This is a genomic window from Pseudarthrobacter sp. NPDC058362, assembly GCF_042723515.1.
In the GTDB taxonomy this organism is placed as follows: domain Bacteria; phylum Actinomycetota; class Actinomycetes; order Actinomycetales; family Micrococcaceae; genus Arthrobacter.
The window spans coordinates 413,270-431,567 of sequence record NZ_JBHXIW010000002.1; the positions used below are offsets into that span (position 1 = coordinate 413,270).

At 66.0% G+C, this 18,298-nt stretch carries 18 protein-coding genes; 10 read left to right on the forward strand and 8 right to left on the reverse strand.

The window, feature by feature from the left end; translation table 11 throughout:
* Window position 1: 1 nt before the first annotated feature.
* Window positions 2-1,297 carry a branched-chain amino acid ABC transporter permease gene (locus ACFWIX_RS06495; protein ID WP_377215294.1) on the reverse strand — a complete coding sequence of 432 codons (1,296 nt, stop codon included), beginning with the start codon at window positions 1,295-1,297 and terminating at the stop codon, window positions 2-4.
* Window positions 1,298-1,732: 435 nt separating this feature from the next.
* Between ACFWIX_RS06495 and ACFWIX_RS06500 the strand changes: the two genes are divergently transcribed.
* Entirely contained in the window at window positions 1,733-2,671 is a 939-nt protein-coding gene (locus ACFWIX_RS06500) for a Bax inhibitor-1/YccA family protein (protein WP_377215295.1), read from the forward strand.
* A gap of 80 nt (window positions 2,672-2,751) precedes the next feature.
* Here the strand turns inward: ACFWIX_RS06500 and galK are convergent, their stop codons facing one another.
* Entirely contained in the window at window positions 2,752-3,915 is a 1,164-nt protein-coding gene (gene galK, locus ACFWIX_RS06505) for a galactokinase (protein ID WP_377215296.1), read from the reverse strand.
* A complete protein-coding gene (galT, locus tag ACFWIX_RS06510) occupies window positions 3,912-5,147 on the reverse strand; it encodes a galactose-1-phosphate uridylyltransferase (RefSeq protein WP_377215297.1) in 1,236 nt (411 codons plus the stop codon). The genes galK and galT overlap by 4 nt, the downstream gene beginning before the upstream one ends.
* Window positions 5,148-5,245: 98 nt before the next feature.
* Between galT and ACFWIX_RS06515 the strand changes: the two genes are divergently transcribed.
* From ACFWIX_RS06515 to ACFWIX_RS06530, 4 genes are all read left to right on the forward strand, one after another.
* Entirely contained in the window at window positions 5,246-6,196 is a 951-nt protein-coding gene (locus tag ACFWIX_RS06515; protein WP_377215298.1) for an aldose 1-epimerase family protein, read from the forward strand.
* A 39-nt stretch (window positions 6,197-6,235) separates the two neighbouring features.
* Entirely contained in the window at window positions 6,236-7,459 is a 1,224-nt protein-coding gene (locus ACFWIX_RS06520) for an AI-2E family transporter (RefSeq protein ID WP_377215299.1), read from the forward strand.
* Between the two features lie 134 nt (window positions 7,460-7,593).
* Window positions 7,594-8,832 carry a threonine ammonia-lyase gene (gene ilvA, locus ACFWIX_RS06525; RefSeq protein WP_377215300.1) on the forward strand — a complete coding sequence of 413 codons (1,239 nt, stop codon included), beginning with the start codon at window positions 7,594-7,596 and terminating at the stop codon, window positions 8,830-8,832.
* A 6-nt stretch (window positions 8,833-8,838) separates the two neighbouring features.
* Window positions 8,839-9,453: a rhomboid family intramembrane serine protease gene (locus tag ACFWIX_RS06530; RefSeq protein WP_377215301.1), complete on the forward strand. Its 615-nt coding sequence runs from the start codon at window positions 8,839-8,841 to the stop codon at window positions 9,451-9,453.
* 99 nt (window positions 9,454-9,552) lie between these two features.
* Here ACFWIX_RS06530 and greA read toward each other — a convergent pair whose 3' ends face one another.
* Together greA and ACFWIX_RS06540 are read right to left on the reverse strand one after the other, a co-directional pair.
* Window positions 9,553-10,047 (reverse strand): transcription elongation factor GreA, encoded by a 495-nt coding sequence (gene greA, locus ACFWIX_RS06535; protein ID WP_377215302.1) that lies wholly within the window; start codon window positions 10,045-10,047, stop codon window positions 9,553-9,555.
* Between the two features lie 142 nt (window positions 10,048-10,189).
* The gene (locus ACFWIX_RS06540; protein WP_377215303.1) at window positions 10,190-10,657 is read right to left on the reverse strand and encodes a DUF4307 domain-containing protein; all 468 of its coding nucleotides are present in this window, start codon (window positions 10,655-10,657) and stop codon (window positions 10,190-10,192) included.
* A gap of 114 nt (window positions 10,658-10,771) precedes the next feature.
* On the opposite strand from ACFWIX_RS06540, the gene mca reads away from it, so the two are divergent.
* Window positions 10,772-11,677, forward strand: a complete 906-nt coding sequence (gene mca, locus ACFWIX_RS06545; RefSeq protein WP_377215304.1) for a mycothiol conjugate amidase Mca — start codon at window positions 10,772-10,774, stop codon at window positions 11,675-11,677.
* A 94-nt stretch (window positions 11,678-11,771) separates the two neighbouring features.
* Window positions 11,772-12,119, forward strand: a complete 348-nt coding sequence (locus ACFWIX_RS06550; RefSeq protein ID WP_377215305.1) for a hypothetical protein — start codon at window positions 11,772-11,774, stop codon at window positions 12,117-12,119.
* Window positions 12,120-12,147: 28 nt separating this feature from the next.
* Here ACFWIX_RS06550 and ACFWIX_RS06555 read toward each other — a convergent pair whose 3' ends face one another.
* The gene (locus tag ACFWIX_RS06555) at window positions 12,148-12,789 is read right to left on the reverse strand and encodes a hemolysin III family protein (RefSeq protein ID WP_377215510.1); all 642 of its coding nucleotides are present in this window, start codon (window positions 12,787-12,789) and stop codon (window positions 12,148-12,150) included.
* A 253-nt stretch (window positions 12,790-13,042) separates the two neighbouring features.
* On the opposite strand from ACFWIX_RS06555, the gene ACFWIX_RS06560 reads away from it, so the two are divergent.
* Both ACFWIX_RS06560 and ACFWIX_RS06565 read left to right on the forward strand, forming a co-directional pair.
* A complete protein-coding gene (locus ACFWIX_RS06560; RefSeq protein ID WP_377215511.1) occupies window positions 13,043-13,804 on the forward strand; it encodes an isoprenyl transferase in 762 nt (253 codons plus the stop codon).
* Window positions 13,805-14,059: 255 nt separating this feature from the next.
* A complete protein-coding gene (locus ACFWIX_RS06565; protein ID WP_377215306.1) occupies window positions 14,060-15,475 on the forward strand; it encodes a PhoH family protein in 1,416 nt (471 codons plus the stop codon).
* Here the strand turns inward: ACFWIX_RS06565 and ACFWIX_RS06570 are convergent.
* On the reverse strand, window positions 15,472-16,119 hold the full coding sequence (locus ACFWIX_RS06570) for a GNAT family N-acetyltransferase (protein WP_377215307.1): 648 nt from the start codon (window positions 16,117-16,119) through the stop codon (window positions 15,472-15,474). The genes ACFWIX_RS06565 and ACFWIX_RS06570 overlap by 4 nt on opposite strands.
* Window positions 16,120-16,237: 118 nt before the next feature.
* Here ACFWIX_RS06570 and ACFWIX_RS06575 point away from each other — a divergent pair, with 118 nt between their 5' ends.
* Window positions 16,238-16,759: a prepilin peptidase gene (locus ACFWIX_RS06575; protein ID WP_377215308.1), complete on the forward strand. Its 522-nt coding sequence runs from the start codon at window positions 16,238-16,240 to the stop codon at window positions 16,757-16,759.
* Between the two features lie 98 nt (window positions 16,760-16,857).
* Here the strand turns inward: ACFWIX_RS06575 and ACFWIX_RS06580 are convergent, their stop codons facing one another.
* Window positions 16,858-18,285, reverse strand: a complete 1,428-nt coding sequence (locus ACFWIX_RS06580; protein ID WP_377215309.1) for a class II fumarate hydratase — start codon at window positions 18,283-18,285, stop codon at window positions 16,858-16,860.
* Window positions 18,286-18,298: the final 13 nt, after the last annotated feature.

The window sequence follows — 18,298 nt, forward strand, 5'->3', positions numbered from 1 at the left end:
CCTAACCCACGCGCTCGCGGCGGCCCAGGATGCCCTGGGGCCGGAACAAGAGGACAACGATCATGATGAAAAGTGCTCCCACGTATTTAAGGTCTGCGGCGAGGCCGAACACGGTGGTCAGCTCAACGAAGATGCCCACGATGATGGAGCCGACCAAGGCGCCGAACACGGTGCCCAGGCCGCCGAGGGTGACGCCGGCGAAGATCAGCAGCAGGATGGCCGAGCCCATGTCGAAGGTGACGCCGGGCCGGTAGTAGGCCCAGAGGATACCGCCGAGGGAGGCGAGCATGCCGCCGGTGATCCATACAAGCCGGATGACCGAGTCCACGTCGATGCCTGAAGCGGCGGCGAGTGCCGGGTTGTCCGCCACGGCGCGGGTTGCCTTGCCCAGACGGGTCTTGAGCAGCACGATGCCCAGCAGGCTGATCACCACGGCACTGATGACCAGTGACCACAGGTTGTTCGGGGAGATGGATACCGGGCCGATCTGGACCTCGGGGCTCTGGGCGTACGGAAGCTGCTGGGTGGCGCCCCCGAAGTAGAACTGGATGACGTAGCGGACAGCAAGGGCGAGGCCGATGCTGACGATCATCATGGGAACCAGTCCGGTGCCGCGGCGGCGCAGGGGCCGCCAAAGGCCGCGGTCCTGTGCATAGCCGAAGAGCCCGCCGCCGACCAGTGCGAGTATGACCGCCAGCCAGAACGGGAGGCCCAGGGCATTGAACGCGAAGACCAGCACCGCGCCCAGGGTGACCATTTCACCATGGGCAAAGTTGGTCAGGCCAGTGGTGCCGAAAATCAGCGACAACCCGACGGCAGCAAGGGCCAGCAGCAGGCCGAAGCTTAGGCCGGCCACCAGACGGTTGAGGAGGTTCTGGCCGAAGTCCTGTTCCTGGACCACGATGCCTTTGCCGAAGGCGAAGATCACGGACAGGTTGGAGGTCTGGCTAAATGTCACTTCGCGCGGGTTTTCCTGGCCGTCCGCGAGCTTGATTCCCTCCGGGAGCGTTGACTCGTCCAACTCCACGGTGTAGGTACCTTGCTCGGGCACTCCGATGCTCCACGAACCGTTGGCGGAGGACTTGGCCGTGCCGGTGAAGTCGCCATTCTTCGCGGTGATGGTCACGTCCGCCAGTGGTGCGCGGGCATCATCGCGGAGGAACCCGCTGATGTTGTTCTGGAAGGTCTGGTTCGACGGGGATGGTGTCGGTGATGGGGAAGTGGCCTGTGAGGCCGGCGCTGCCACCAGAAGGAGTGCCAGGATGGCAGCGCTCACGGCTCCCCATAATCTGAGCAAACCGAGGCGTCCTGCGGCCGGTGGGCCTTGGGGTGTACTTCTCAAATTGAAAAACCTCCACTTGGGGGCGGTCCAGGCTGCTCCATTGCAGCCGTTGCGAACGGATCCAGGGCTGGCAGGCGCCAAAAAGTCACGCGCCACCCACGGTTGTGAGTTGCGTCACCCTGTTGGGTTTATGCTACAGCCGTCTGACGGGCTCAAACGCCGTGATCGGCGCCCTGCAGGTAGCGATCGGATAACAACTGTGAAGCCCGCGTATGCCGTTTGTATAGAAGAACTAAAGAAACAAATGTTGTGCCACGGTATTTCTAAACAGTCCACGGTTACGGTTGGGTTGCGCCTTGGACCGGCGGGAACTTTATGCGCCAACCCGGCGTGGTAATTGGTACCGTAAACCTTAAGGTTTCACTGACATCCCTATGGAGGAATTCCGCAATGGCACTTGGCGGCAACCCGATCTTCAACGGAAAGAATTTCCGTGGAGCGACCCAGGCACCGCCTGCACCGTACGGCCACTCGCCGTATGGCCAGCCCGGTTACGGCCAGGCCCCCTTTGGGCAGCAGCCGTACGGGCAGCAGCCGTATGGCCAGGCTCCCTACGGGCAGCAGGGCTGGAACACGCAGCCAAACATGACCGACCAGCAGTTGCAGGACATGTACAACCAGCCCGCTGCCGGACCCGCGGACACGGGCCGGATGACTTTCGACGATGTCATCGTTAAGACGGCTTCCTGCCTCGGAGTGCTGCTCGTCGGTGCCGCGGTGACGATGTTCGTCAGCATGGGCCTCGCTTCACTCCTGATGATCGTCGGCGCGCTCGGCGGCTTCGTCCTGGCACTGGTCAATACGTTCAAGAAGCAGCCTTCGCCGGCACTGATCCTTGCTTACGCAGGGCTGGAAGGCCTCTTCCTTGGTGGTCTCACCCGGGTTTTGGACACCATGTACCCGGGAGTGGGGCTGCAGGCTGTCATCGGCACCCTGTCCGTGTTCGCCGTAACCCTCGTGCTGTTCAAGAGCGGCAAGGTCCGCGCCACGCCCAAGGCAATGCGCTTCTTCATGATCGCCATCATTGGCTACGCGGTATTCGCGCTAATCAACATGGTCATGATGCTCACCGGTGCTGTCCAGGAGCCCTTCGGTTTGCGCACCAGCGTGGAAATCTTCGGTATCCCCCTTGGCGTCTTCATTGGCCTGCTCGCCATCGGCCTGGCCGCGTTCTCCCTGATCATGGACTTCACCAGCATCGAGGCCGGTGTCCGTAACGGCGCCCCGCAGCGCTTCTCCTGGACGGCCGCGTTCGGCCTGACAGTGACGCTCGTCTGGCTCTACGTCGAGATCATCCGCCTGCTGTCCATCCTCCGCGGCGACGATTAGGCGCCGGGCGGGTAACGCCGTCGTTCTTGACACATGAGCAGGGCCCCGCCAGTGCGGCGGGGCCCTGCTTGCGTCCGGGGCTAGGCGATCCGCCGGGCGCCCGGGGCGGGGGACACCGTGAAGACGTCCGGTTCCGCGTAACCAGCCTCCGCAAACGCGCGTACGACGGCGGCGCGCACCTCCGGTTCGGCGCCCACCGGTGTCAGCGCGATGGCCGCGCCGCCGAATCCGCCCCCGGTCATCCGGGCGCCGATGGCTCCGTGGGCCCGGGCAGTCTCGACGGCGAGATCCAGCTCGGGGCAGGAGATCTCGAAGTCGTCCCGCATGGAGGCGTGGCTGGCGTCCAGCAGCGCCCCGATGGATGACGGGCCCTCCGCCTTCAGCCGTTCCACAGTCTGCAGGACCCGGTCATTCTCGGTGACCACGTGCCGGACACGGCGGAACGTCGTTTCGTCCAGCAGTCCGGCCGCTTCGGGGAGGTCGCCTATCTGCACATCCCGCAATGCCTTAACTCCCAGCACCTCCGCACCCAGCTGGCACGCCGCCCGCCGGGACGCGTAGCCGCCGTCGGCATGTGAGTGCGAGACCTTGGTGTCGATCACCAGCAGCACCAGGCCGGCCGGGGCGGTCTCGAAGGGAACCAGCGTGGCGTTCTGGTCGCGGCAATCGAGGAAGACGGCATGGCCTTCGGTGCCCCGGAGCGAGGCCGACTGGTCCATGATGCCGGTGGGGGCCCCCACGAAGCCGTTTTCCGCCCGTTGCGTGGCCAGCACCATGTCCTGCGCCGTCATGCCCGCGCCGGTGAGGTCATTCAGTGCGGTGATCACGGCGCACTCTATGGCGTGGGAGGAGGAGAGCCCGGCGCCCAGCGGAACGTCCGAATCCAGCAGCAGGTCGATGCCCGGCACCGTGATGCCTGCCTCGCGCAGCGCCCACAGTACTCCGAGGGGATATTTGGTCCAGCCTTTGGCGGATTCGGGTTCCAGGCGCTCAAGGCCAACGGTGGCCAGCCCGTGATCGCCGTACGTTGACAGGAGCCGGACCGTCGTATCATCCCGGACCCGCACGGCGACCCGCGCGGCCCGGTCAATGGCGAAGGGCAGGACGAACCCTTCGTTGTAGTCGGTGTGTTCGCCGATCAGGTTCACACGACCGGGGGCCTGCCAGATCCCGTCCGGCGCAGCGCCATACTCACGCTCGAACCGTGCCGCCAGGTCTTCGCTGCGGAAATGGGTGGTGTTCACGCGGGGGCTCCTTGGGGTTCTGCTGGTCCGGGCACCGCGGGTGCCGTGGTTCCTGCTGCCGTGGCGGCGCCGCAGGGCGCTTGCACCCTAACGGCACGGAGGCGCTCGGCGACAGCTTCCGGGGTGGTGTCGTTGATGAACGCTCCCATGGCCGCTTCCGAACCCGCCAAATACTTGAGTTTGTCGGCGGCCCGCCGAGGGGAGGTGAGCTGCAGGTGGAGGTAGCCCGACTCGCGGTGCGCCGCCTCCAGCGGAGCCTGGTGCCACGCGGAAATGTAGGGGGTGGGCGTGGGGTACAGCGCATCCACCCGCTGCAGCAGTTCCAGGTACACCTGGGACAGTTCGTCCTTCTCTTTCCCGTCCAGGGCGGCCAGGTCGGGAACCTGGCGGTGCGGTACCAGATGGATCTCCAGGGGCCAGCGCGCGGCGAAGGGCACGTAGGCGCTGAAGTGATTGCCTTCCAGGATCATCCGGCTGCCGTCTTCACGCTCAGAGCGCAGGAGGGAACCGGTCAGGGTGCCGCGTCCGTCATGGGCCTCGTAGTAGCGGCGTGCAGCTGCCCCGATGGCGGCAGCGCGCGGGGTCACGTAGGAGTATGCGTAGATCTGGCCATGCGGATGGTGCAGCGTCACGCCGATGTCCGCTCCGCGGTTTTCGAACGGGAACACCTGCTTTATTCCGGGAAGCGCGCTGAGTGCCGCCGTGCGCTGTGCCCACGCCTCAACGACGGTGCGTGCCCTCGTCTGGCCCAGTCCGGAAAACGAGCCGGTGTGTTCCGGGGTAAAGGAAACTACCTCGCACCGCCCGTAAGCAGGCAGCGCGGTTCCCCAAGCAGCCTGACCGGGTACCGGGCCAAGCGCCGGTCCCAGCGACGGGAAACGGTTTTCGAAGACGACGACGTCGTAGTCGGCTGCCGGGATCTCCGACGCATTCGCCGGTGTGGTGGGGCAGATGGGGCACTGGTCTGCAGGGGGCAGGTGCGTGCGCGTCTGGCGGTGCGCAGCGACGGCGACCCATTCGTCCGTAAGCGCGTCGAAGCGTACCTCACCCGGCTCGCCGCGGGGCGGCAGGGCCCGCTGGTCCGCAGCGGGCGTCCGGCTGGCAGCTTTGGTGCGTTCGGCGCCGGCGGTGGACATCCCACTTGAGCCTTCCCCGGGACCTGTGGTTCCGGCGTCGTCGAAGTAGAAAAGCTCCCGGCCGTCCGAGAGCGTGGTGGCGGTAATCGCGGTCATGCATCGAGTGTCCCACGGTCTATCAAAAAAGAATAGTTTTTAACAAAAACTAACATTTCGGTCGATCGCAGGCCTCTGGTGCGGGTACCGTGGTGCCCATGAAGATCACTTCCAATACGCCGGCTCCTTCGGACCGCGGCGTCCAGTCCTACGCCACCGGACGCCAGTATGAGCTGCGGCGCGGCGATGCCGTGGCTGTGGTGACCGAGCTGGCCGCGGGCCTGCGAGAATTCCGGCGCGGCGCGGTGCTGCTGACGGAAACGTATGCCGACCACGAGATTCCGCCGGGCGCGGCGGGTATCACCTTGGCGCCGTGGGCCAACCGGATCGAAGGCGGCACGTGGCAGCTGGACGGCAAAGAACAGCAGCTGGATATCACCGAAGTGTCCCGGAACAATGCCAGCCACGGCCTGCTGCGCAACGCCGGCTATGCGCTTGTCGACGAATCTGAACACTCCGTTACGCTCGAGGCTGCAATCTTCCCCCAGCACGGCTACCCATTCCTGGTCCGGCACCAGGTCCGCTATGGAATCAATGAAGGGCTCGGACTCGAGGTCCGGCAGACGCTGCTGAACGACGGCGGGGCGCCGGCGCCGTTCGTCCTTGGTGCCCACCCGTACCTGCGCGTCGGTGATACTGCGGCCGAAGACCTGGTCCTCACCGTCGGGGCCGATACCCAGCTGGTGGCGGACGAACGCAAGATTCCACGCAGCCATGCCCCGGTGTCCGGGGACGTGGATTTCCGGGACGGGAGGACAGTGGGCATGCTGGACGTGGATGTCGCGCTGACCGGACTGGATTTCCGGGACGGACGGGCCCGTCATGTACTCGCGGACCCGCAGGGGCGGGCGGTCAGTCTCTGGCAGGATACTTCCTGCGGGTACGTCCACGTCTTCATCACGCCCACCTACCCCGGCCGGACGCGCGCCGTGGCCCTCGAACCAATGACGGGCCCGGCGAACGCCTTTAACTCCGGTGAGGGCCTTCGCTGGCTCCAGCCCGGCGAGTCATTCACCATGGAATGGGGCATCGACTACACCGCCGGGTGACGGTTTCCCATTCGGCGGGAGCTGGGGAAGTATTGGGCTATGACGCCCCCTGACGACGCCGCAACGCCAGCGCCAGACCATCCCGCGCCCGAGGCCCAGGCGCACCGGCGGCGCGAGCGCGACCTCGAGGCTGACATCCCCTACGGCATCCGCATCGCGGCTGCGTGGTCGTGGCGCCTGGGCCTGATCCTGCTGGTGGGCGGCGGACTGGTGTGGCTGCTGAGCCACGTCAGTTTCCTCATTATCCCGGTGATGGTGGCGGCCTTGCTGGCAGGCCTGCTCAACCCAGTCGTCGGCTGGCTCAAACGGAACCGGTTTCCCGCCGGGCTGGCTGTGGCTGTCACGGCCCTCGGCTTCCTGGGGCTCATCGGCGGGGCCTTGGCGCTGGTTGGCCGCCAGCTCTACTCGGGCTTCAGTGCGCTCTGGTCCGAGGCGCTGACTGGCGTGAAACAGATTCAGGACTGGCTTTCCGAGGGTCCGCTGCACCTGACCGCGGACCAGATGGACCAGTACTTCAAGGAAGCCAGCACAGCCCTCCAGGACAACACCAGCAGCATCCTCAGCGGAGCGCTCTCGTTCGGCAGCAGCGCAGGACACTTTGCCGCCGGACTGATCCTCGCCCTGTTCATCCTGATCTTCTTCCTGCTGGAGGGCGAGCGGATCTGGGGCTTTATCGTTCGGCTGCTGCCCAAAAAGGCACGGCCGGCTGCGTTCGGCGCCGGCCGCAAGGGCTGGGCGTCCATGGTGAGCTACGCGCGCATCCAGATGTTCGTGGCCTTCGTCGACGCCGTGGGCATCGGAGTGGGCGCGGCGATTATCGGCGTACCCCTGGCACTGCCGCTGAGCGTGCTGGTGTTCATCGGTTCGTTCATCCCGATCGTGGGCGCTCTCGTAACCGGCGCGATTGCCGTGCTGCTGGCCCTGGTTGCCAATGGACTGGTCAACGCCCTGATCATGCTGGGCATCGTGCTGTTGGTCCAGCAACTGGAAAGCCACATTCTCCAGCCGTTGATCATGGGCAAAGCAGTCTCCCTGCATCCGGTGGCCGTGATCCTCTCCGTGGCCGCGGGTTCGTACCTGGCCGGCATTCCCGGTGCGCTCTTCTCGGTCCCCGTGCTCGCCGTAGCAAACTCGGCCGTTCGCTACATCGCAGCCAGAACGTGGGAACATGAACACGTGCCGGCTTTGCCCGGGGCGCCAATGCCAGCCACAGCCGGCGGGGACAACACCGTCAGCGACGTCGAACCGCCGGGCCGTCCCTAGCGTGCTGCCAGCCGCAGGGATACCGCCGCGGCAGGACAGCCCGCCCAGGCAGCCGGCACAGCAGCAAACAATCCTTGCTGTCCGCCGCCCCAGGGGATGCGGGCGCCGGGGCCGAACCAGAGGAGAATAAGTCCGTGAACATCCTGGAAACCCTTCCCGTCACCCTGGACGATGTCCTTGCGGCGCAGAAGCTGCTTGACGGGATTATTGCGCGGACCCCCGTGGAATCGTCCCGCGCGCTGGGATCGGTAGCTGGCGGAGAGGTCTTCTTCAAGTGTGAGAACCTGCAGCGCGCCGGCTCCTTCAAGGTCCGCGGCGCCTATGTCCGGATGGCGCGGCTCTCGGACGAAGAGAAGAAGCGCGGCGTGGTGGCTGCGTCTGCGGGAAACCACGCCCAGGGCGTCGCGGTGGCGGCCAAGGCGCTCGGTATCAAGGCCCGCATCTACATGCCCCTGGGCGTTGCCCTGCCCAAGCTCGCGGCGACCCGAAGCCACGGCGCCGAGGTCATCCTGCACGGGCACAACGTGGACGAGGCACTCGCCGAGGCGCAGCGCTACAGCAACGAAACCGGCATGGTGTTCGTCCACCCCTTCGACAATGTTGACGTGGTGGCCGGCCAAGGGACGCTCGGCCTGGAAATCCTGGAGCAGGTACCCAACGTCGACACCATCCTGATGGGCGTTGGCGGCGGAGGCCTCCTCGCCGGCGTCGCCGTGGCGGTCAAGGCGCGCGCCAAGGAACTGGGCCGGGAGATCAGGATCATCGGAGTCCAGGCTGAAAACGCAGCCGCCTATCCGCCGTCGCTCGCTGCGGATGCCTTGGTGCCGTTGAAAAAGGTGTCCACCATGGCGGACGGCATCGCCGTAGGGCGCCCGGGACAACTCCCCTTCAGTATCATCCGCGAACTCGTGGATGACGTGGTCACCGTCAGCGAGGACTCCCTGGCGCGGGCCCTGATCTTCCTGCTGGAGCGGGCCAAGATGGTGGTGGAACCTGCAGGTGCCGTGGGCGTCGCCGCCCTCATGGACGGCAAGATCGAAAATCCCGGGACCACCGTGGTAGTGCTCTCCGGCGGAAACATCGACCCCATGCTGATGCTCAAGGTGATCCAGCGGGGCCTGTCCGCTGCCGGCCGGTACATGACCGTGCGGATGATGCTCGACGACCGGCCGGGTTCGCTGGCCACCATCGCCCGGATCATTGCCGAAAACGACGCCAACGTCACCGGCCTGGACCACACGCGGGTAGGCGGTTCCATCAGCATGGGCGACGTGTCCATCACTGTGAACCTGGAGACGAAGGGCCACCAGCACGGCGAGCAGGTCCTCAGTGCGTTGCGCGCTGAAGGCTTCCAGCCCATCGTGGTCCACTAAGACGCCATGGTCCTGCCGGCAGGAAACAGGCGGCCCGGCCAGCGGCAGGTGCTGGCCGCACGGGCTAAGGGCGGGCTGCTGGTTCTGGGCGGTTTCGTTGCCCTGCTGTTCGCCATCGAAGCCGTCAACCTGCTAATGCTGCGGTCACTGAACCGGACCTTCGGGCTCCGGCCCCGCAGCGCAGACGGGCTGCTGGACATCTTCACCTTTCCGCTCCTGCACGCGAACCTGAACCACCTGCTCTCCAACAGCCTGCCGCTGGTGGTGTTTGGGTTCCTGGTGTTTCTGTCGGGACTGCGCGTATTCCTGACGGCCCTGGCCGCCAGCTGGCTCGGGTCCGGGCTGACGGTATGGCTGATCGGCAACAGCGGCATTACCATCGGTTCCTCGGGGCTGGTCTTCGGCCTGTTCGCCTTCCTGCTGGTCCGCGGGTTCGTCAACCGCAGCTGGCGGCAGATCCTGCTGGCAGTGGTCCTCTTCATGGGCTACGGCGGCATCCTGCTGGGGCTGCTTCCCCTCATGGGTGGCCAGATCTCCTGGCAGGCGCACTTGGGCGGCGCAGCGGGCGGTGTGGTGGCCGCTGTACTGCTGCGCCGGCGCTTCGGCCCGGAACGCATCTGATACCCCGCTGCCGGCTTCCTGAGACGGGATGGAGCGCCTTAAAACGCCAGGTGCCGGCCACCCCGTGGGCGGCCGGCACCTGGCGTTTGCTGGCTGTGGCTATGCCGTGTACGGCTTGGCGGACAGGATCTCCACCTTGATGTCCTTGCCGTTCGGCGCGGTGTAACTCAGGGTGTCGCCTTCCTTGTGGCCCAGGATGGCTGCGCCCAGCGGCGACTTTTCACTGAAGACGTCCAGGTCCGAGTCGCCGGCAATTTCGCGGGATCCCAGGAGGAAGGTTTCCTCATCGCCGGCAATCCTGGCCACGACGATCATGCCGGGCTCCACGATTCCGTCATCGGCGGGGGACTCGCCGACATGTGCGTCGCGGAGCAGGACCGTCAGCTGCCGGATGCGGGCCTCGATCTTGCCCTGTTCTTCCTTGGCTGCGTGGTATCCGCCATTTTCCTTGAGGTCGCCCTCTTGCCGGGCTGCTTCGATCTTCTGGACGATCTCTGCGCGGCCGGCGCCGGAAAGGTGGTCCAGCTCTGCCTTCAGGCGGTCAAAAGCTTCCTGGGTGAGCCAGGCTGCAGCTGCGCTGTTGGTGGTAGACACGGACTTCTCCTCTAATGGTCCTACATGCAAAAGACCCCGCCACGGTGGCCACTTGTGGAACAGCAACCAGCTCAGCGGGGTAAAGGTATTGATTCATTGTAGTCAATCCCTTGGATGAAACCCAATAAGCAAGCGGTGCACGTCACATGCTGTGTCCCTTGTCGTCCGCCTCCCAGCAGCTGTCCACTACTCCGGATACGGAAAGCGACTCCGTGCGGATGGTGACGCGCTGGGCGACTGTCCGGCCGCCGTCGGGCGCTCCCTCCGCTGCGGTGGCCGGAACCTCCACCACCTTCCACCCCACCACGGCGTACTTGGAATCGAGGGCCTTGACGGCACACTTGACCCGGGTGCCGGGATCCCGGGTGACCTGGAAATCCACCTCTGCAAGAGTGGCGTCCACCGTGCTGTAGCCGATGTCCTTGAACGTGACCCCGTTGACCGCCGAGGACGTGGAGACCCAGGCCATGAAACCGATGCCGGCTGCCAGTGCCGCGCCGGTAACGATGCGCTTGGTGCGCGGCGGAAGGCTGCGCTTTTGGGTGCCGTAGCGATTGGCTAGGCTAGTGTCTGCGGGCGCGGAAGAGTCCTGCTGGTCCGGGGAAGTCACCAGTCCAGTTTAGTGCCCATTCCGGCGGATGGCGCCCGCACGGACCGCCCCGCCGCACCACCCGACGAGCCAGCAGCCACCCGCCGCGGCAGAGACTTAAGGAGCCGTCCTCCCATGACAGCGTCCAGCACCGCCCCGGCCCCGCTCCGGCTGCTCGCAGTCCACGCCCACCCGGACGACGAGTCCAGCAAGGGCGCCGCCACGATGGCGATGTACGCCGCCGCCGGGATGGACGTCATGGTGGCCACCTGCACCGACGGCTCCCGCGGAGACATCCAGAACCCCGCGGTGGAGGGAGAACCCCACCCCAAACGGGACATGGCCGGTGCAAGGCGCCTGGAAATGGAAGCCGCCGCGAAAATCCTGGGGATCCGGCAACAGTGGCTCGGGTTCGTGGACTCGGGCCTGCCGGAAGGCGACCCGCTGCCGCCGCTGCCCGCGGGTTCCTTTGCCACGCTGCCGCTGCACCAGGCCGCAGCCCCGCTGGTGCGCCTGGTCCGCTCCTTCAAGCCCCACGTCATTCTCAGTTATGACGAGAACGGCGGCTACCCGCACCCTGACCACATCATGGCGCACCGCGTGGCGGTGGAAGCATTTGACGCGGCAGCGGACCCGGCGCGCTACCCGGAGGCAGGGGAGCCGTGGGAACCCAGCAAGCTTTACTATGACCGTGCCTTCAGCCCCGAACGATTCCGGGCCCTGCACTATGCGCTGGAAGAAGCCGGGCTGCAGTCGCCCTATGCGGAGCGGCTGGCCGCCTGGCTCGAATCCGACGCCGAAGGACATACGCCGCCGCCGGCCCGCCACCCCACCACCACGCAGATCGATTGCGGCGATTTCTTCGAACTGCGGGACGACGCCTTGCGTGCCCACCGGACGCAGGTTGACCCGCTGGGCTTCTTCTTCGCCGTCTCGCCGGAGATGCAGCGCCGGGCTTGGCCCTGGGAGGACTACTCGCTGATCAAGTCCAAGGTCGAGTCCGAACTCCCGGAGAAGGACCTTTTCGCCGGGCTAAGATAGACACTGCAGGGACTTTCTATCTGGTGTAGAAGACGGCCGCGAGGCGGTGCAGTCCATTCCCTGCCGCTCTTTCGCTCCACAGAAGGTTTTCACCGTGCATTCTCTGCTCCTTAGCCTGGCCACCACCCCGACGCCGATGCCGACGCCGACGTTGCGGGAGGGGATTTCCGAGGACCAGATCACCCCGGGCCTGTGGGGATTCATCATGACGGCGTTCTTCGTGGTGGCCACCACTTTGCTGATCGTGGATATGGTCCGCCGCATCCGCAGGGTCCGTTACCGGGCGCAGGTCGAGCAGGAGCGCATGGAAGCCGCCGCGGCCGCCGATATCGCAGCCGCTGACGCCCAGGACGGCCTGGACGCCACGGACGGCGCCGCCGCTCCCGGAGCGCCCGGGGTTGACGGCCGGGGCGGTGCCGGCCCCTCCCGTCCGGCGGAGTAGCCAACGACGGTGCCGGCTGCCGCCGTCGTCAGCGGAGCACGGCCAGGGCGATCGCAATATAGTGCGCCGTGAACGCGAAGACCGTGAAGGCATGGAACAACTCGTGGAACCCGAAGTGGTGGTAGCTGAAGTTCGGCTTCTTGAGGGCGTAGAACACCGCGCCGGTGATGTAGAGCGCGCCGCCAACGCAGATCAGCACCGCGGCCGCGACGCTGGCCTGGAAGAACTGCGGCAGGTAGAGCAGCGCTCCGCAGCCCAGCGCGATATAGATCGGCACGTAAAGCCAGCGCGGCGCGTCCGTCCACAGCACGCGGAACAGTACGCCCAGGATCGCGCCGGCCCAGATGACCCAGAGGAGCAGGACAGCCTGTGACCGTTCCAGCAGGGTCCAGGCGAGCGGGGTGTAGGTTCCGGCGATCACCAGCATGATGTTGGTGTGGTCCAGGCGCTTGAGGACCATTTTCACCCCGGGTGACCAGTTGCCGCGGTGGTAGACGGCACTGACGCCAAAGAGCAGCACGCCGGTCGCGGCGTAGATGGCCGAGGTCACCTTGCGGTCCGCCGTGGGCGCCAGGGCGATAAGGACGATACCGGCAGCCAGCGCCAGGGGAGCGGTGACGGTGTGGATCCAGCCGCGCCACTTGGGTTTGATCATGAGCAGCTCGGCGATGCGGACGGCGGCGTCATCCATGGTGTTGGGCTCCGGCCGGCGAGGGCGGTCCGCGCCGCGGGCAGGGCCCCTCCGCGGGGCGTCCGAGGGATCGCTGGTCATGGTCCCAGAATAACCTACGTTCGAGTAAGTTACCCAGCGGTAACAACAGTCTCGGGCCGCGGGCCTCGACAGGTGGATGGCGGCGGCTGCCGCGGACGGTAGCCTAGGATGTGCAAAGTGCCGTCAGCAAGGAAGTCAGGTGAGTGGACGCGTGGAGTTGCCCGGGTTCCTCTACGGCTTCTACGAGCGGCGGCTCCTGAAGGACTTGCCGCGTGACCGCATTCCGCGGCACATCGGGGTCATGGTGGACGGCAACCGCCGCTGGGCCAAGCAGTTCAACGCACCCACCAGCCAGGGCCACCAGGCCGGAGCGGACAAGATCCACGAGTTCCTTGGCTGGTGCCAGGAGCTGGGTGTCAAGGTAGTCACGCTCTACATGCTGTCCACGGACAACATGAACCGCTCCAGCGAAGAGCTGGACCTGCTGATGGGCATCATCGCCAACACCCTGGACCGCCTGGATGAGGACGCGGATCTTTCCGTCCACGCCATGGGTGCTCCGGAACTTCTTCCCGGCTACCTGGCCGAGCGCCTGAACAAGTTGACCGCCCGGACCCCGGTGAAGGAAAAGATCCACGTCAACGTAGCCGTGGGCTACGGCGGGCGCCGGGAGATCGTGGATGCCGTCCGCGAACTGCTTCACGACGCCGTGGCGCGGGGTGCGGATATCTCGGAACTGGCGGACAGCCTGTCCGTCGAGGACATTTCACGCTTCCTTTATACGCGCGGCCAGCCGGACCCGGACCTGGTCATCCGGACCTCCGGTGAGCAGCGGCTCTCCGGCTTCCTGATGTGGCAAAGCGCCTACAGCGAGTTCTACTTCTGCGAGGCCCTCTGGCCGGCATTCCGTAAAGTCGATTTCCTGCGCGCCCTGCGGGACTACGCCGGCCGGCAACGCCGCTTCGGGTCTTGACCGTCCCCGGGCGTGGCGTCCCGGGTTCATCCTGAGTTCACATGAAGGACAGAAGAATCGCCGTCGGATGTACGCGGAAATTCCGGAGCCTGGATTTACGTTGTATCCATCAGCAGGCAAAACCGCCGGCTGATCGGGGAGGCCAGTACATGGAGCGAATCATCGCACCGGTTGTATGGGAGGCCGGATCCGGCCTCGTGGCCGAACCGCCTCACCCATAACAAATCCGGGCTGAAGCCCGGGGCTGGAGTCGATGTGGCTACTTCTGAAGCACTGTCCACGGTCCTTTCCGACCAGGCAGGAAAAGCTACCTCTCGCGCCATGCGAGCCACTTCTGAATCCGGCGCGGCACCAGACGCTGCGGCCGGTTTTGTTGTTTCCGGAGGGGACGCCGTCATCCATACGTTCGTGATCGACACCTCTGTCCTCCTGTCCGACCCCCACGCCCTGCTGCGCTTCGCAGAACACGAGGTCATCGTCCCGGTGGTGGTCATCACCGAGCTCGAAGCCAAACGGCATGACCCCGAACTCGGCTTCTTCGCCCGCAAGGCCCTCCGTCTCCTGGATGACCTGCGCGTCAAGCACGGCGGCCTCAACCAGCCCATTCCCATCGGCGACGGCGGTTCCCTCATGGTGGAGCTGAACCACATTTCCGCAGAGGTGCTTCCGCTGGGGTTCCGCAGCGGGGACAACGACAGCCGCATCCTCGCCGTCGCCAAGAACCTCGCCAACGAGGGCAGGAATGTCACCGTGGTCTCCAAGGACCTGCCCATGCGCGTGAAAGCTTCCGCCATGGGCCTGGCCGCGGACGAGTACCGCAATGAACTGGTCAAGGATTCCGGCTGGACCGGGGTGGCCGAAATCGAAGCAACGGAAGAGGAAATCTCCACCCTGTACGGCCACGAACCCGTCTTCATTCCTGCGGCAGCCGAAATGCCGGTCAACACCGGCCTGGTGCTCCTCTCAAACCGGGGCTCGGCCCTGGGCCGGGTAGGCGCGGACAAGCAGGTCCGACTGGTCAAGGGCGACCGCGACGTGTTCGGCCTCCACGGGCGCTCCGCAGAACAGCGGCTGGCCATCGACATGCTGATGGACCCCGCCGTGGGCATCGTGTCCATCGGCGGGCGCGCCGGAACTGGCAAGTCCGCACTGGCCCTCTGCGCCGGCTTGGAGGCAGTCCTGGAGCGTCGCGAGCACCGCAAGGTCATCGTGTTCCGGCCGCTCTACGCCGTGGGCGGCCAGGAGCTTGGCTACCTGCCCGGCTCCGAATCCGAAAAGATGAATCCCTGGGCGCAGGCGGTGTTCGACACACTGGGCGCCCTGGTCAGCCAGGAGGTTGTGGAAGAGGTCATGGACCGGGGAATGCTGGAGGTCATGCCGCTGACCCATATCCGCGGCCGCTCGCTGCACGACGCGTTCGTCATCGTTGATGAGGCGCAGTCCCTGGAAAAGAACGTCCTCCTCACAGTCATGAGCCGCATGGGGCAGAACTCCAAGATCGTCCTCACCCACGACGTCGCCCAGCGCGACAACCTCCGTGTCGGCCGCCACGACGGAATCGCTGCCGTCGTCGAAACCCTGAAGGGCCACCCGCTCTTCGGCCACGTGACCCTCACACGGTCCGAGCGCTCGCCCATCGCTGCCCTGGTGACCGAGCTCCTGGAGGGCTAGGACGACTTCAGGAAACTGGCCGCTGCATCGTGCCCCTGGACCTGCAGCGGCCAGTTCGGCCGGCGGAACGATTCCGGGGTCACCCGGACATGCTGGAGGGTTTCCACGACGCCGCCCCACTCCCTTCGGGAGACGCCGTTGGGTTCGTACCCCAGCGCGCGCGAGACACCTAGGGAAGAGCTGTTCCACTCGGCCGCGTCCGACTCGGCCACCTCCGCGCCCAGCCAGTCGAAGGCATAAAGCACGACGGCGGCGCGCATCTCCTTGCCCAGGCCGCGGCCCTGCACGGACTGCCTGAGCCAGGAGCCAGTGGTAACAGTACGGAGGGTGCCGAAGTCCTTCGCCGCCAGGTCCTGGCAGCCAACGAAGCTGCCCTCGTGCCAGGCGCCCAACAGCAGCGTCCAGTTTCCCGGGGCCGCTTCGGCGCGGCAGCGCCAGTACCAGCGGGCCATGTTGGGCCCCAGCTGGTCTGGCGGCAGCGCAGTCCAGGGGTTGCTGAACGGATTCCGTGCAGGGTCGTGGACGCCGCTGGCAGCTGCCGCCACAGCCGCGGGAATGTCCTGGTCATGGATCGGGCGCAGCTCCAGCCGGGGAGTGGCGAGCTGAAGGCCGAAGAGGGGCCAAATGGTGGATAGGTCGCTCATCCGCGAAGCCTAGCCGATGTTCCCCCACCGGAGTTGTCACGTCCGGGCGCAGGCAACATATCCACAGTTGCGGTGCCAGTGCTGCGGGAGGCGCACCGGTTCCAGTAGCATCCGAGGGGTGATCGGAGAACTCGGCGACCTGTGGCGGCACACTCCTGTGGCCTTTTGGCTGGTGCTTGCCGCCTGCGCCTATTTCGCGGTGATGGCGGTGCGGCTCACGGTCATCGACATCCGGCACCACCTGTTGCCCAACAGGATCGTGTTCCCGTCCTACGCGGTGGCCGGGGTCCTGCTGCTGGCCGCAGCGCTGCTGGCAGGACCCGCAGACGGGTTCCTCGGAGCACCGGCCGTCCGTGTGGTGGCCGGCGCTGCAGTGTTGTGGCTGTTCTACTTCGTGCTCCGGCTGGTTTACCCGCCCGGAATGGGTTTTGGCGACGTCAAGCTGGCAGGCGTGCTGGGCATGTACCTGGGCTATCTTGGCTGGTCGCACCTTTTTGCCGGTACGTTCCTGGCCTTTCTCCTGGGCGGGCTCTGGTCGCTGGCACTCCTGGCCAGCCGGCGCGGCAGCCTCAAGTCCGACATCCCCTTCGGGCCGTTCATGCTTGCCGGCGCCGCGGCGGCTATGCTCCTCCCCGCCTAGCCTCCGCAACTCCAGCGAACGACGGCGGCCGCCCGCCTTCGCCGGGGAAGGTGGGCGGCCGCCGTCGTACTTTGTGTGTCCTCCGGGGAGAAAAGGGGCTAGGCCTTGTGGGCCGGGGAGGTCATGGTGGTGACGTCCAGTGCCTTGTCGAGGTCGGTCTCGGAGACCTGGCCCTCGCCGTCGCCGACGAAGCCGAGCTTCTCGGTGGCCTGGCGGACCGTGAGGCCCTCCGCCACTGCGGTCTTGGCGATCTTGGCGGCGTTCTCGTAGCCGATGAACTTGTTCAGCGGCGTGACGATGGACGGAGATGCCTCGGCGAGGAAGCGCGCGCGCTCCACGTTCGCCGTGATGCCGTCGATCATCTTGTCCGCCATGACGCGGCTGGTGTTGGCTAGCAGGCGGACGGATTCCAGCAGGTTGGCGGCCATGACGGGGATGCCGACGTTGAGCTCGAACGCGCCGTTGGTGCCGGACCAGGCGATGGCTGTGTCGTTGCCGATGACCTGGGCGCAGACCATGATGGAGGCCTCGCAGATCACCGGGTTGACCTTGCCGGGCATGATCGAGGAACCGGGCTGCAGGTCAGGGATGGCGATCTCGCCGAGGCCGGTGTTGGGGCCGGAGCCCATCCAGCGGAGGTCGTTGTTGATCTTCATGAAGGAGATCGCGATGTTGCGCAGCTGGCTGGAAGCCTCGATCAGGCCATCGCGGTTGGCCTGGGCCTCAAAGTGGTCGCGGGCCTCGGTCAGCGGCAGGCCGGTGTCCGTGGCGAGCAGTTCGATGACGCGCTCGGGGAAGCCGGCCGGGGTGTTGATGCCCGTGCCCACGGCGGTGCCGCCCAGCGGAACCTCGGCGACCCTGGGGAGGGAGGCGTTGATGCGCTCGATGCCGTAGCGGACCTGTGCCGCGTAGCCTCCGAATTCCTGGCCGAGGGTCACCGGGGTGGCGTCCATAAGGTGGGTACGGCCGGACTTGACGACGTCCTTGAACTCAACGGCCTTGCGTTCCAGCGACTCGGCCAGGTAGCCCAGGGCGGGAATGAGGTCGTTGATCAGTGCCGAGGTAGCGGCAACGTGCACGGACGTGGGGAACACGTCGTTGGAGGACTGTGAGGCGTTGACGTGGTCGTTGGGGTGGACCACCTTGTCGCTGCCGGCGGCCTTGAGCGAGCGGGTGGCCAGCTCGGCGAGGACCTCGTTGGTGTTCATGTTCGAGGACGTGCCCGAACCGGTCTGGAAAACATCGATGGGGAAATCGCCGTCGTACTTGCCCCCGGCAACTTCGTCGGCTGCTTCTGCAATTGCCTTGGCCAGCTCGCCATCGAGCACGCCCAGTTCAGCGTTGGCCAGGGCGGCAGCCTTCTTGACCCGGGCCAGCGCCTCAATGTGGGCACGTTCCAGGGTCTTGCCGGAAATCGGGAAGTTCTCCACTGCCCGCTGCGTCTGCGCGCGGTACAGTGCGTTCACGGGGACGCGGACTTCGCCCATCGTGTCATGTTCAATGCGGAACTCTTCAGTGGAAGTCATGGGGCTAGCTTAG